Source organism: Pseudoxanthomonas helianthi, from assembly GCF_017939625.1.
In the GTDB taxonomy this organism is placed as follows: domain Bacteria; phylum Pseudomonadota; class Gammaproteobacteria; order Xanthomonadales; family Xanthomonadaceae; genus Pseudoxanthomonas_A; species Pseudoxanthomonas_A helianthi.
On the sequence record NZ_JAGKTC010000001.1, the window covers coordinates 617,148 to 630,312 of the forward strand.

At 67.1% G+C, this 13,165-nt stretch carries 12 protein-coding genes and 2 pseudogenes; 4 read left to right on the forward strand and 10 right to left on the reverse strand.

The features are described from left to right. Positions 1 to 86 precede the first annotated feature (86 nt). From J5837_RS16605 to J5837_RS02930, 5 genes and pseudogenes are all read right to left on the reverse strand, one after another. Positions 87 to 1,139: pseudogene (locus tag J5837_RS16605) on the reverse strand (histidine kinase); the annotation flags it as partial. Next, positions 1,108 to 1,722 carry a potassium-transporting ATPase subunit KdpC gene (gene kdpC, locus J5837_RS02915; protein WP_210535216.1) on the reverse strand — a complete coding sequence of 205 codons (615 nt, stop codon included), beginning with the start codon at positions 1,720 to 1,722 and terminating at the stop codon, positions 1,108 to 1,110. The pseudogene J5837_RS16605 and the gene kdpC, both read right to left, overlap by 32 nt. Positions 1,723 to 1,731: 9 nt before the next feature. Next, positions 1,732 to 3,786: a potassium-transporting ATPase subunit KdpB gene (kdpB, locus tag J5837_RS02920; RefSeq protein ID WP_210535217.1), complete on the reverse strand. Its 2,055-nt coding sequence runs from the start codon at positions 3,784 to 3,786 to the stop codon at positions 1,732 to 1,734. Between the two features lie 10 nt (positions 3,787 to 3,796). Continuing rightward, entirely contained in the window at positions 3,797 to 5,611 is a 1,815-nt protein-coding gene (gene kdpA / locus J5837_RS02925) for a potassium-transporting ATPase subunit KdpA (RefSeq protein WP_210535218.1), read from the reverse strand. A gap of 120 nt (positions 5,612 to 5,731) precedes the next feature. Further along, entirely contained in the window at positions 5,732 to 6,430 is a 699-nt protein-coding gene (locus J5837_RS02930) for a TorF family putative porin (protein ID WP_210535219.1), read from the reverse strand. A gap of 347 nt (positions 6,431 to 6,777) precedes the next feature. On the opposite strand from J5837_RS02930, the gene J5837_RS02935 reads away from it, so the two are divergent. Next, a complete protein-coding gene (locus J5837_RS02935; RefSeq protein WP_210535220.1) occupies positions 6,778 to 6,987 on the forward strand; it encodes a hypothetical protein in 210 nt (69 codons plus the stop codon). A gap of 66 nt (positions 6,988 to 7,053) precedes the next feature. Here J5837_RS02935 and J5837_RS02940 read toward each other — a convergent pair whose 3' ends face one another. After that, positions 7,054 to 7,275, reverse strand: coding sequence for a hypothetical protein (locus tag J5837_RS02940; protein WP_210535221.1), 222 nt, complete (start codon positions 7,273 to 7,275; stop codon positions 7,054 to 7,056). Between the two features lie 172 nt (positions 7,276 to 7,447). Here J5837_RS02940 and J5837_RS02945 point away from each other — a divergent pair, with 172 nt between their 5' ends. Beyond that, positions 7,448 to 7,927, forward strand: coding sequence for a DUF305 domain-containing protein (locus tag J5837_RS02945; RefSeq protein ID WP_210535222.1), 480 nt, complete (start codon positions 7,448 to 7,450; stop codon positions 7,925 to 7,927). Between the two features lie 151 nt (positions 7,928 to 8,078). Here J5837_RS02945 and J5837_RS02950 read toward each other — a convergent pair whose 3' ends face one another. After that, complete coding sequence (locus J5837_RS02950; RefSeq protein WP_210535223.1) at positions 8,079 to 8,474, reverse strand: hypothetical protein; 396 nt, start codon at positions 8,472 to 8,474, stop codon at positions 8,079 to 8,081. Between the two features lie 249 nt (positions 8,475 to 8,723). On the opposite strand from J5837_RS02950, the gene J5837_RS02955 reads away from it, so the two are divergent. After that, positions 8,724 to 9,185: a BON domain-containing protein gene (locus J5837_RS02955; RefSeq protein WP_210535224.1), complete on the forward strand. Its 462-nt coding sequence runs from the start codon at positions 8,724 to 8,726 to the stop codon at positions 9,183 to 9,185. On the opposite strand, the gene J5837_RS02960 is transcribed toward J5837_RS02955, so the two are convergent. The 3 genes and pseudogenes from J5837_RS02960 to J5837_RS02970 form a co-directional block, all read right to left on the reverse strand. Next, complete coding sequence (locus J5837_RS02960; protein ID WP_210535225.1) at positions 9,186 to 9,695, reverse strand: DUF6496 domain-containing protein; 510 nt, start codon at positions 9,693 to 9,695, stop codon at positions 9,186 to 9,188. Between the two features lie 101 nt (positions 9,696 to 9,796). Then, positions 9,797 to 11,053, reverse strand: a complete 1,257-nt coding sequence (locus tag J5837_RS02965) for a PQQ-dependent sugar dehydrogenase (RefSeq protein WP_244755781.1) — start codon at positions 11,051 to 11,053, stop codon at positions 9,797 to 9,799. A 100-nt stretch (positions 11,054 to 11,153) separates the two neighbouring features. Then, positions 11,154 to 11,324, reverse strand: a pseudogene (locus J5837_RS02970) (HupB); the annotation flags it as partial. A gap of 155 nt (positions 11,325 to 11,479) precedes the next feature. Here J5837_RS02970 and J5837_RS02975 point away from each other — a divergent pair. Continuing rightward, a complete protein-coding gene (locus tag J5837_RS02975) occupies positions 11,480 to 13,060 on the forward strand; it encodes an alpha-amylase family protein (RefSeq protein ID WP_244755542.1) in 1,581 nt (526 codons plus the stop codon). Positions 13,061 to 13,165: the final 105 nt, after the last annotated feature.

The following is a 13,165-nucleotide window of genomic DNA, read 5'->3' on the forward strand; positions in this document are numbered from 1 at the left end:
ATGGTCAGTTCGTAATGCGCGCCGCGCTGCAGCAGCTGCTGGGTCAGGGTGCGGTTGAACATGCGCGCGAACGGCCGCTCGCGGGTGCGGCCCAGCACGATGCCAGAGGCGCCGATGCGGCCGGCGTGATCGAGCAATGCATCGACGATATTCGCCCCGTGCAGCACCGCCGTTTCCCCGCCCAGGCGGCGCGTGAGCGCGAAAGCCTGGTCGATCTCGGCCTGGCGTTGCGTATCGAGCGCGCCTCCCTGCACGGTGACCACGGTCCATGGCGCGTCGCGGCGTTCGGCGATGCGCCGGCCGACCCGGACCAGGTACTCGGACGCGCCGCGTCCATCGATCGCGACCAGCACGTGCCGGCGCAAGGCGATCCCCGGCAGGCCGCGCGCGGCCTGCGATTCGCGGAAATCCTCGTCGACGCGGTCGGCCGCGGCCTGCATCGCCAGCTCACGCAGCGCGGCCAGGTTGGACGGCGAAAAGAACGCCTGCAGCGCGCGCTCGGCCTGCTCGGGCAGATAGACCTTGCCCTGGTTCAGGCGTTCGATCAGCTCGCGCGGCGGCAGATCGACCAGGCGGATGTCGCGCATGCGGTCGAACACCGCATCCGGCACCGTCTCGCCGACGCGCACGCCGGTGATGCGATGGACGACATCGTTGAGGCTTTCCAGGTGCTGGATGTTGATGGTGGTATGCACGTCGATGCCGGCATCGAGCAGTTCCACCACGTCCTGCCAGCGCCGCTCATGGCGGCTGCCGGGCACGTTGCGATGCGCCAGCTCGTCGACCAGGACGACGCGCGGACGACGCGCCAGCACCGCGTCGATGTCCAGTTCCTCGAGGGCATGCCCCTGGTACGCGATGCGCTGCCTCGGCAGGACCTCCAGGCCTTCCAGCAGGGCCGCGGTTTCCCCGCGCCCGTGCGTCTCGACGATGCCGACCACGACATCGACGCTCTGCCGGCGCAGTTCGCGCGCGCGCGCCAGCATCGCGTAGGTCTTGCCGACGCCCGGCGCCGCGCCCAGATAGACGGTGAGCCGTCCGGCGCCCTGCCGGCGCAACTCGCCGGCCAGCGCATCGGCTTTCGCTTCGCGATCCTCGCTCATGCGCTCATTGTGCGCCGCGGCCGGCATCGAGCGCATCCAGCGCCAGGTTCAGCGCGAGCACATTGACGCGCGGCTGACCGAACAGGCCCAATTGCGGACCTTCGGTCTGCTTCGCGACCAGCGTTCGCACCACGGCTGCATCGAGGCCGCGCGCACGCGCCACCCGCGCGATCTGGATGCGCGCGGCTTGCGGACTGATCTGCGGATCGATGCCACCACCGGATTGGGTGACCAGATCGCCGGGAACGTCGGCTGGATCGACGCCTTCGCGCGCGGCGACGCTTGCGCGCGCTTCGTCGATGCGCTTGCGCAGGTCGGGGTTGGTCCGCGCCTGGTTGCTGCCGGCCAACGCCATCAGGTCGTAGTTCGACGCCGACGGGCGCGGCTGGAAATAGCGTGCATCGGCGAACGGTTGCGCGACCAGCGCCGAGCCGACGATCTTGCCACCGCGTTCGACCAGACTGCCGGTCGCCTCGTGCGGGAACAGGGCGCGACCGAGGCCCGCGGCGAGCAGCGAATAACCCAGCCCGAACAGCAGCAGCGTCGCCAGCGACAGGCCGATGGAAGCGCGCAGCAACGAGCGATCATGCGAAGCGGCGGTGGAAGTTTCGGTATTCATTGGGTCTCCTCAGGTGCCGATCGTGGCGGCCAGCAGCAGGTCGATCAGCTTGATCGCCGGGAACGGCAACAGCACGCCGCCGACGCCGTAGACCAGCATGTTCCGGCGCAGCAGCGCGGTGGCACCGGCCGGGTGGAAGCGCACGCCGCGCAAGGCCAGCGGGATCAGCAGCGGAATGATGATCGCGTTGAACACCAGCGCCGCCAGCACGGCGTTGGTCGGGCTGGACAGGTGCATCACGTTCAGCGCGGCCATCGAGGGAATCGCACCGGCGAACATCGCTGGCAGGATCGCGAAGTACTTCGACACATCGTTGGCCAGCGAGAACGTGGTCAGCGCGCCGCGAGTGATCAGCTGCTGCTTGCCGACTTCGACCACCGCCAGCAATTTCGCCGGATCGCTGTCGAGGTCCACCATGTTGCCGGCCTCCTTCGCCGCCTGCGTGCCCGAGTTCATCGCCAGACCGACGTCGGCCTGGGCCAGCGCGGGGGCGTCGTTGGTACCATCGCCGACCATCGCGACCAGGCGACCGCCGGCCTGTTCGCTGCGGATGCGCGCCAGCTTGTCTTCGGGTCGGGCCTCGGCGATGTAGTCGTCGACGCCGGCCTCCGCGGCGATGGCCGCTGCGGTCAACGGATTGTCGCCGGTGATCATCACCGTCTTGATGCCCATCGCGCGCAACTGGGCGAACTTCTCCTTGATGCCGTGCTTGACCACGTCGGACAGTTCGACCACGCCCAGCACGTGGCGGCCGTCGGCGACCACCAGCGGCGTGGCACCGCCGCGCGCGACCTGCTCGACGCGCCCGTTCAATTCCGCCGGCATTTCGCCGCCCAATGCGGCCACGTGGCGCACGATCGCGTCCATCGCGCCCTTGCGGATGCCGCGCCCGTCGGCGAGATCGACGCCGGACATGCGGGTCTGCGCGCTGAAGGCGACGAAATGCGCGTCGGGGGGTTCCTCGACCGGTTCGCCGGGCCGGCGCGCGAGCTTGACGATGGACTTGCCTTCCGGGGTCGGGTCGGCCAGCGAGGCGAGCAGCGCCGCTTCGCGCAGGCGCGCCAGGTCGATGCCGGCCAGCGGATGGAACGCAGTGGCCTGGCGGTCGCCGTGGGTGATGGTGCCGGTCTTGTCCAGCAGCAGCACGTCGACGTCGCCAGCCACTTCCACCGCCTTGCCGGACTTGGCCAGCACGTTCGACGACAACGCGCGGTTCATGCCGGCGATGCCGATGGCCGGCAACAGTCCGCCGATGGTGGTCGGGATCAGGCACACCAGCAACGCGACCAGCAACAACGGATCGAGTTTCGCGCCGACGAAGCCGGCGATGAACGGCAACGTCACCACCGCGATCAGGAAGGTCAGGGTCATCGTCGCCAGCAGCAGGCCCAGCGCGATTTCGTTCGGGGTCTTCTGCCGGTTGGCGCCTTCGACCAGGGCGATCATGCGGTCGAGGAAGCTGTTGCCCGGTTGCGCGGTGACCCGCACGACGATTTCGTCGGACAGCACCTTGGTGCCGCCGATCACGCCGGAGCGGTCGGTGCCGGCTTCGCGCAGCACCGGCGCGGATTCGCCGGTCACCGCGGATTCGTTGATCGTGGCCAGGCCGCGCACGATCTCGCCGTCGGCCGGCACCAGTTCGCCGGCGGACACCACGACCAGGTCGCCGGGCTTCAGCTCGGCGGCCGGAAGCGTCGCTTCGCTGGCGCCCTGCAACACCGTGTCGACGCGCCGCGCGACCAGGTCCTTGCGTGCGCGGCGCAGCGACGCGGCCTGTCCGCGGCCGCGCGCTTCGGCGACCGCTTCGGCGAAGTTGGCGAACAATACGGTGACGAACAACAGCGCGGTCACCGCCCAGCCCAGCGCGGGCGGTGCCTTGCCGGCCAGGGTCAGTCCCGCGCACAGCACGGTGCCCAGCCAGACCACGGCCATCACCGGATTGCGCAGGGCGTGCTGCGGGGACAGCTTGGAAAAAGAGGCGACCACGGCGGCCCGGAATCCCGCGGCGTCGAGCAATGCGGGCCGGTGGCCGCGCGAAGCGGTGGAGAGGGAAGCATCGGTCATGGGGAATTCCTCAGTTCGCGGTCAGCGCGAGGTGGTCGGCGACCGGCCCCAGCACCAGCGCGGGCATGAACTGCAACAGGGTCAGGATCACGACTACCGCGATCAGGGTCAGGGCGAAGGTCGGGGTTTCCACGTGCAAGGTGCCGGCGCCTTCGGGCGCGACGCGCTTGCGCGCGAGCATCGCGGCGATGGCCAGCGGCAGGATCAGCGCCGGATAGCGGCCCAGCGCCAGCACCGCGGCGCAACTCAGGTTCCACCAGTAGGTCGCATCGCCCAGCCCTTCGAAACCGGAACCGTTGTTGGCGAAAGCCGAGGCGTACTCGTAGAACACCTGGCTGATGCCATGGAAAGCGGGGTTGGAATTGCCGGTGATCGACGGAACCGCCAGGGTGATCGCGGTGAAGCCCAGCAACACCAGCGGTTGCAGCAGCACCAGCACGGCGAGCAGCTTCACTTCAGGCGCTTCGATCTTGCGTCCGAACAACTCCGGCGTGCGACCGGTCATCAGGCCGGCGAGGAACACGCTCAGCAGCAGATAGACGAGGAACTGCTGCAGGCCGCAACCGATGCCGCCCCAGATCGCGTTGACCAGCATGTCGCTGATCGCCACCAGGCCGGTCAGCGGCGCCAGCGAATCGTGCATCGCGTCGACCGAACCGTTGCTGGTCTGCGTGGTCACGGCCGCCCACAGCGCGGAGGCATCGGCACCGAAGCGCACTTCCTTGCCTTCCATCAATGCGATGTCCGACGCAGCCGCGGAATGACCTTCGGCCCACAGCGCCAGTGCGGTGGACGCCAACGACATCGCCAGCATGCTGCCGAACACCAATGCGGTGAACTTCTTCCTGCCGGTGAACGCACCGACCATGAAGGCGACCGACACCGGCAGCAGGATGATCGCCAAGGTCTCCAGCACGTTCGCCAGCGGGGTCGGGTTCTCCAGCGGCACGGCGCTATTGGGGCCGTACCAGCCGCCGCCGTTGGTACCGAGCTGCTTGACCGCCACCATCGGCGCGACCGGGCCCAGCGGAATCTTCTGTTGCTTCATTTCCACCGCCGCGTCGATCGGCGTGGCCACCGGGCCGCCGTCGAGCGTGGAAGGCACGCCCTGCCAGGTCAGCGACAGCGACAGCAGCAAGCCCAGCGGCAGGAACACGCGCACGGCGGGGCGGATCACGTCGGCCCAATAGTTGCCGACGTCGGCTTCGCGATCCGTCGTTCCGAATTGCTCCTGTGGCTGCCGTCCATGGCGCGACATCGCGGCTTGCGGATCGTCCGGCCCGGCCATCCCTGGCCGGGCGCTCGCGAACGCAGGCGATGCCGATAGGGCATCGCCTGCAAGCGCGTTCGCTCGCCCGCCGAACAGCCCGCGCAGCGTCGCCGCAACCAGCGCGAGGCCCATCATCGGCGTGATCACCTGCAAACCGACGATGGCGGTCATCTGCGCCAGGTAAGACAGCTGCGCCTGTCCCGAGTAGTGCTGCTGGTTGGTGTTGGTCAGGAACGAGACCATCGTGTGCAACGCCAGGTCCCAGCGCATGTTCGGCGCGCCGTTCGGGTTCAGCGGCAACCAGGCCTGGGTCATGAACACGAGCCAGGCCAGCGCGCCGAGCACCAGGTTGCTGAGCAGGAAGGCGCCGGCATAGCGCTTCCAGCCCATGTCCTGCGCCGGGTCGACGCCGAGCAGCCGGTACAGCGGACGTTCGATCCAGCCGAACAGGCGGTCGCCGCGCATCGGCGCGCCGCGCATCACCGCGGCCAGGTAACGGCCCAGCGGCCAACCCAGCGCGATGGCGAGCGCGAATACGAAAAAGAATTCAGTCATGGTTTTTCCCCATCGTCCTGCGTGGTTTGCGCGTGATCGCGGCGAACATGGCGCGGGCGCCGGCGAGCACACCCGCCAGGGTCAGCGACATGCAGAGGAAGTCGGCGGCCATCGTTCGCCTCAGAACGACGCCTGCAGCGCCGCTTCGATGCGCGAACCGGCGAAGTCTTCGCCGAAGATGCGTTTCGCGTCCGCGTCCGTCGCGTGCGCAGTCAGGCGTGCCTCGAACGGGGCTTTGAACGCCCAGATCGCGCTCAGCTGGCCATGCGAGTAGCCGTCTTCGGCGACCACTTCGTCGTCGAGGAAATAGTGGGCGACGACGGCTTCGAAGCGGAACCGATCGTTGACCGGGAACCGGGCGCCGAGCTGCGTGTACACGCCGCTTCCGTCATAACCCAGCGCTTTGTTCGAATAGCCCGCCGACAGCCAGTAACGGTCCTTGTACGCGAGCGTGCCGTTGAGTTCGGTCCAGTCCAGATCGACCGTGGTCGACGGATAGCGGTAATGCAACACATTGAGGTCCAGTGCCCAACCATCGCCGACGCGCTTGCCCCAACCGATGGTGAAATCCAGTTCGCTGCTGGCATGGGTTTCGGGAGCGAACTCGACGTTCGAGCCCCAGGCCGATGCGTAGAAACCGGAATTGCCGACCACCTTGACACCTGCTTGCACGGCCGGATCGCCGTGCGTCTGCGTGCTGCCGCGCCAGACGTAATCGCTGGTGAGAGCGGCATTGCCGCTTAGTTCGGCGGCATCGGCAGGCGAAGCCGCCAGGGCCACGACGATGATGCCGATGGCCGTGGCCAAGGGAGCCGCCATCTCCCGGGTGCGGAAAAGGCGGCGGAATCGGGAAAACGACATGGGGAATTCGTCCGCGCGGCCGGATCGGCCGACGAAGAAATTTTCCGCGTCGGAGACGTAAAGCCGCCATGCCGCGCAGGCGCCCGCAGCGTAAATTCCGCGTAAATTCCGGCGGAAAGCGTTGAGTCATGCGTGGTCCGACGCCCCGCAAGCACGATCAAATGAGCCGTTCGCGCGCCGGAAAAGCGGGACCTGCCACACGTCACGCTTCGGTAACGGCAAGTGTGTTAAGTGGAGGTGCACAACGGCGATTTCACAGCGCCGTCGACCTCGGGCCTCCGTGCAGTCCCTGCCGGTTGGCCCACATGAACAATCGCGATCCGGGCACGAGGGAACTCGTGTTCTCCACCTATATTGCTGCGCTCGAGAAAGCCTTCGGCGACGAACCCTGGAATGACATCGAAAGATGCGCCGAGCGCATCTGGATGGAGTGTCGCGAAGAGGAAGATGGGGATTGGGAGAGCATCAAGGAGCGCGTGCGGGCGGAATGGCAGCGACGGCAAGTGCGTTGTTGAGCCGCGCTCCGAGCTGAAGCCGGTGCTCCCGTGCGCCGGGGCAGGCGAACGCAGGCGCCGGATCGCCTACTGGCGCCAGGCTTCTTCGCTGCGCTGCTCGAAGTGCTGGTAGGCCGTCTTCAATCCGGTCAACACCTCGGCCGAGGTTTCGAACAGGGCTTGCGCCTTCGGGTCGGAGACCTTGCCGACATCCTCGCGCAGGTGTTCGGTCAGCGCATCGAGCATGCCCTTGATCTTCGCGGTGTGGTGGCGTGGATCGGATTCGGAATATTGCACGGGATCGGCCATGACGTTCTCCGCTCTGGATGTCGGGGCATGAGTGTTCGTCCGGGACCGTTAATCCGGAGTGGACCGACCGTGATGAAAGCCCCGGTGTTACCGGTTCCGATGCGCCTGGCTCACATGATCGCCACGCGCACCGGAAGACAGTGCCGGGAAACCACGACGGACGGAGGCGAGGATGAAATCCCATGAAGACCATGGCCGCTACGGATCCGCCGCGGGAACAGGCCACTACGCCCGCCTCGCGATCATGGCCGCCCTCTCGTTCATTGCCATGTATGCATTGATGTATGCGATGGTCGATGCGCTTGCTAACGTCTACCACAACCTCAACCAGGTCTACATGGCCGGGCTGATGGCGGCGCCGATGGTGCTCATCGAACTGGCGCTGATGCGCTCGATGTATCCGCGCAAGGCGCTCAACGCGGCACTGGTTGCAGCGAGCCTCGTCATCATGCTGCTGTGCTGGTGCGGCATCCGCAAGCAGGCCGCGATATCCGACCAGCAGTTCCTGCGTTCGATGATCCCGCACCACGCCGGGGCGTTGCTGATGTGCCGGGAAAACAGGCTGACCGATCCGGACCTGCAGCGCCTGTGCCGCGAGATCGTCGCTTCCCAGCAGTCCGAGATCGGCCTGATGAGATCCAAGTTGCGCTGATTCCGGCGCCGTATCGGAAGGCGGCAGCGACGAACTCGGCCAAGCCCGGAAACAAGTCAGGCGACAGCCGCCCGGACGACGAGATGCCGGGCGGTGCCGCCTGTATCCGCCCGGAAAGGGCGGAAGAACAACTCCTCATGCAAACGACGGATCAGGGTTTGCTCGGATCCTTCTTGCCATCGTCGTTGTTGGTCTTTCCGTCGCTCGCGGCGTTGGCCTCTTCGGCAGCATCCTGAGCCTGTTTCGCTGCATCTGCCGACTGCTCGGCGGAATCGGCCATATCGTCGCGGCGCGTGGCGTCGCCAGCGGTCGCATTGCCGGCCGCCGTACTCGCGGCATCGGCCGAAGCCGCCGCTGCGTCGGCTGCCGTCTGCGCCGCATCGGCTGCGGCCGCGTCGCCAGTCGCGGCGGCATTGCTCGCCGCCTGTTGCGCTTCGCCCGCCGATTGCTGGGCTTCGTTCGCGGAATCCGCTGCCTGTTGACCCTTGTTGCAGGCCGCAAGCGCGAGCCCGAGTGCCACGACGAGCAGAGCCTTGTTGAAGTTCATGACGTTCTCCTGTGGTTGCCTTTGCGGCCGCTCCATACTCGGGGGCGCCATGTCGACAGGATGAGAAATTGCCCGGCGGCCGTATTCAGCTTGGGGGATCCGCGGCACGGGACTCGTGTTTCTCCTGCCAGGCAGTTCCGTCTTGCCCGCGCCTGATCGCCGCGCGCCAGGTTATTGCCATTGTTTTTCGCGGGGGCTTTGCAAGCCGGATGGCACGATCGACGCGGTTGGCAGAGAAGGAGACACCTCATGAAAACCGCACTCAGGCTGATCGCGGGATTCGCCGCGGGCGCCGCCGTCATGTACTGGCTGGATCCGGTCGCCGGGCGGCGTCGCCGCGCCCTGGCGCGCGATCAGGGTTCGGCGGTGGGCCGCAAGGCCAAGCATTTCGCCGAAGCCAGGTCGCGGCGCGCGGCGAACCGGATGCTGGGCGTGCTGGCCAGGGCGCGATCGCGTCTTTCCCACCAGCCGATAGACGACGACACCCTGCAGGCGCGCATCCGTGCCCGGCTCGGCCACATCGTCGAGCACCCCGGCGCCGTGGAAGTGAAGGTGAACGACGGGCATGTCGAACTGACCGGCAGCGCCTCCACGAGCGAGGTGGACGAGCTGGTGGACAGCGTGGCCGCGATGCAGGGCGTGGAAGGCATCAATTACCGGTTCTCGATGCACGAGGCGGAGGACGCCCGGCCGCCGTCGGCCCAGCACTGATCAGCCCGAACGTTTCGCGCGCGTGCGCGCCGCCTTCTTGGCCGCTTCCGAGCGGCCCTTGGCGCCTTTGGTGCGAGCTGCCTTCTTGGCCGCCGCCGAACGATCCGCGGCGCTGCGCTTGCGCGCGGCGGATTTGGCCTGGCGCCCCAGGGCGCGTTTCGATGCGGCGGAAGAACCTTCCCGTTCGAGCGCCTCGCTCGTCGCATGCGAGCGGGTCCGCGAGACCTTCTTCGCCGACTTCCCGGATTTCTTGCCCGCTTCCAGGTCCTTCTTGGCCTTTTGCCGGGTCTTGGCGCTGCTCTTGCCCTTTTCCGGTGGCGGCAGATCGACGCCTGCGCGGCGGGCCTTGGACAGGCCGATCGCGATCGCCTGCTTGGCGGAGCGGGCACCGTGCTTGCCTTCGCGGATGTGCTCCATCTCTTCGTGCACGAATTCCCCTGCCTGGGTGCTGGCCGACTTGCCCTCGCGCTTGTCCTGCCTGGCGCGCTTGACGGTTTTTTTCTCGGGCATGACCGATCTCCTGCGAGGGATGACACGGGAAAACTATTCGCGGTTCGGTTACCGGCGGGAGAAAAGTCCCGTGAACACGGCACGCCTCGCCACAGTCGGCATTAATTCGCGGCGGAGACGCGCCAGATCCGGTTGCCCACATCGTCGGCTACCAGCAATGCGCCGTCGGCGGCGACTGCTACGCCGACCGGACGGCCGCGTGCGTGGCCTTGCTGATCGAGGAACCCCGTCAACACGTCGCGTGGCGATCCCTGCGGTTTGCCGTTTTCGAACGATACGAACACGACCTTGTAGCCGCTGAACTCACGCCGGTTCCAGGAGCCGTGTTCGCCGATGAAGGCGCCCCGTTCGTAGCCGGGCAGGCGCGCTCCCTGCGCGAAGGCCAATCCCAGGGCAGCGACGTGCGAGCCGAGCGAATAGTCCGGCGGAATCGCCCGCGCGACCAGCTCGGGCCGCTGCGGCTGCACGCGTTGGTCGATGTGCTGGCCGTAGTAACTGTAGGGCCAGCCATAGAACGCACCGCGCTTCACCGAAGTCAGGTAATCGGGAACGAGCTCATCGCCGAGTTCGTCGCGTTCGTTCACCACCGTCCACAGTTCGCCGGTTGCCGGCTCCCACGCCAGGCCGACCGGATTGCGCAGGCCGGAGGCGAATATCCGCCGCGCACCCGTCGCGACATCGATCTCGAGGATGTTGGCCCGCTCGGTTTCCTCGTCCATTCCGTTTTCGGCCGCATTGCTGTTGGAACCCACGCCCACGTACAGATGCCGGCCGTCGCGGCTGGCGAGCAGGCTCTTGGTCCAGTGGTGATTGCGCGGCCCGCCCGGCAGGTCGGCCAGCTTGCGGGGCGGCTCCGTGATCGAGTCCATGCCCGGCTTCCATGCGACGCTGACCACGGAATCGGCATTCGCCACGTACAGGCGATCGCCGACCAGCGCCATGCCGAACGGCGAATGCAGCCCTTCGAGCAGAACGCTGCGCGTTTCGGCAATACCATCGCCATCCGCATCGCGCAGCAACGTGATGCGGTTCGCGCTGTCCGCCGCCGCGCCTGCACGGCCCATGACTTTTTTCATGACCCACACACGCAGGCCTTTCTCCGCCGGCTTGGGCGGCGCGTTGGTTTCGGCCACCAGCACATCACCGTTCGGCAGCACGTACAGCCAGCGCGGATGGTCGAGGTCCTGGGCGAACGCCTGCACCTTGAGTCCAGGCGCCGCGACCGGCGCTTCGCCGGCCGTCCAGCCCTTGGCCGGCGCCACGTGGACGATGGGAAACACATGCTTCTTCTCCGGCGCGGGCAGGACCGGATTCGCCCCCGTCTGCTGCTGCGCCCCGGCTTCGCCGGCCAGCAGCATCCATCCCAGCGCAAGCGCCGCCAACCCTCGGGAGGAACTCATGCCGCACCTCCGATACGGATCGCTCGTTGCGTACGTCGCGCAACCGCTAGCGATGATCGCGATGGCCGTGGCCGGACTTCTTGCCGCCGCCGTCCTGCTTGTTGACCGTCGCCCAGGCGATCCGTTCGGCGGTTTCCTTGCTCTTGCCCGCCGCTTCCTGGCGGTGCTCGATGTGCTTCGCCTGGCGTTTCTGTTTGTCCGAATAGCTGGATTTGTCTCCGCGGGACATTGCGCATCTCCGCTACGTCGGCAATCGCCGACGCAGGAATGGTGAGCTTCCCGTTGTGATACGCGCGTCAAGCGGATGTTGGGGTTTAACGACCTCTCCATCGAACGCGACCTATCTTTCCGATGAATCCACCGGAACCGCTCATTCGTTCGTCCATGCGCCCCCACGACACGGTCATCTACCAGATCGATCCGCGCCTGTTCCGCGACGCGAACGGGCATGGCTGGGGCACGCTGGACGGCATCACCGAGAAACTCGATTACCTGGCCTGGCTCGGCGCAACGGTGATATGGCTGCTGCCGTTCTATCGTTCCGGCGACCGGGATGGCGGCTACGACGTCGTCGATCATTGCGCCATCGATCCGCGCCTCGGCGACGAGGCGAGTTTCGATCGGCTGGTGCGCGCCGCCGAGCGGCGTGGATTGCGCGTGGTGACCGAATTGGTGATGCAGCACACCTCCGATCGCCACCCCTGGTTCCAGGCGGCCCAGCGCGACAGGAAATCGCCCTATCGCGACTACTACATCTGGCGCGACCAACCCGAGGCGGACGGATCCAAGCCGATCTTTCCGCCCATCGAATCGGGCGTGTGGCGCTGGGACGCGATCGCGGGGCAATACTATCGGCACCGGTTCTACGCCCATGAGCCCGATCTCGAACTCGCCACCCCGCAGGTACGCGAGGAGGCGCGGCGGATCATGCGCCACTGGCTGGACCGCGGCGTCGCCGGCTTCCGCGTCGATGCGATTCCCTACATGGTCGAGCGCGCCGCCCGGGCCGACCCGGAAGACGGCGGCCGCTGGCTGTTGCGGGAAATGAATGCAGAGGCGCGGCGCGCGCGCAGCGACCCCGTGCTGATCGGGGAAGCCGACATCGCGGCAGGCGAATACGGCACCTATCTCGACGACGGCAGGCGCCTGACCCACGTGCTGGACTTCCACCTGAACAACCATCTGTTCCTGGTGCTGGCCCGGCAGGACGCGAGCGAACTCGCCCGAACGCTGGCCGAGTACGGCGAGGACGCGCCCGCCGCGCGGCGCGTGGCCTGGCTGCGCAACAACGACGAACTCGACCTGGAACAGCTCAGTCCCGAGGAACGCAAGGAGGTCATGGACGCGTTCGCGCCCGAACCGTGGATGCAGCTCTACCATCGCGGCATCCGACGCCGCCTCGCGCCGATGCTGGACGGCGACCCGCAGCGCATCTCGATGACGCATGCCCTGCTCTTCTCGCTCGGCCAGATTCCCGTGCTGCGTTTCGGCGACGAAATCGGCGTGGGCGATGAACTGGAATTTCCGGAGCGCGAATCCGGCCGCACGCCGATGCAATGGCATGCGGGGACGCATGCCGGTTTCACCGACGGACCGGCGCCCTGGCGCAAGCCGATCGCGGGCGGTCGTTATGGCTACGAACGGCTCAACGTGCGCGCACAGAGGCAGCAGAACGATTCCCTGCTGTCGCGGATACGCCGCCTGCTGCATGCCCGTCGCCACTGCGAAGCGCTGTCGCAGGCTCCGCGGATCGTCGATGTCGGCAACCGGGCGGTATTCGCGGCGCTGTTCGAGCACAACGGGAGCCGGCTGCTCGCCCTGGTCAACGTTTCCGCCGACGCGCAGCGGATCGCCCTGCCCGGCGGGTCAGGCGATTTTCAGGTTGAACTGGCGAGCGATGTCGACTTTCCAGATCCGGCCAGTGCGCGGCTCAGCGCCTACGGTTACGCCTGGTTGAGCGCCTGACGCAGGGCGGACCGGCTCTTGCGCAACGCGTTCGTGAAATCGGCGTCTCCGGCCGAATCCGCCGCTTTTCTCGCGAGCTTACGGATATGACCCGAAACTGGATAT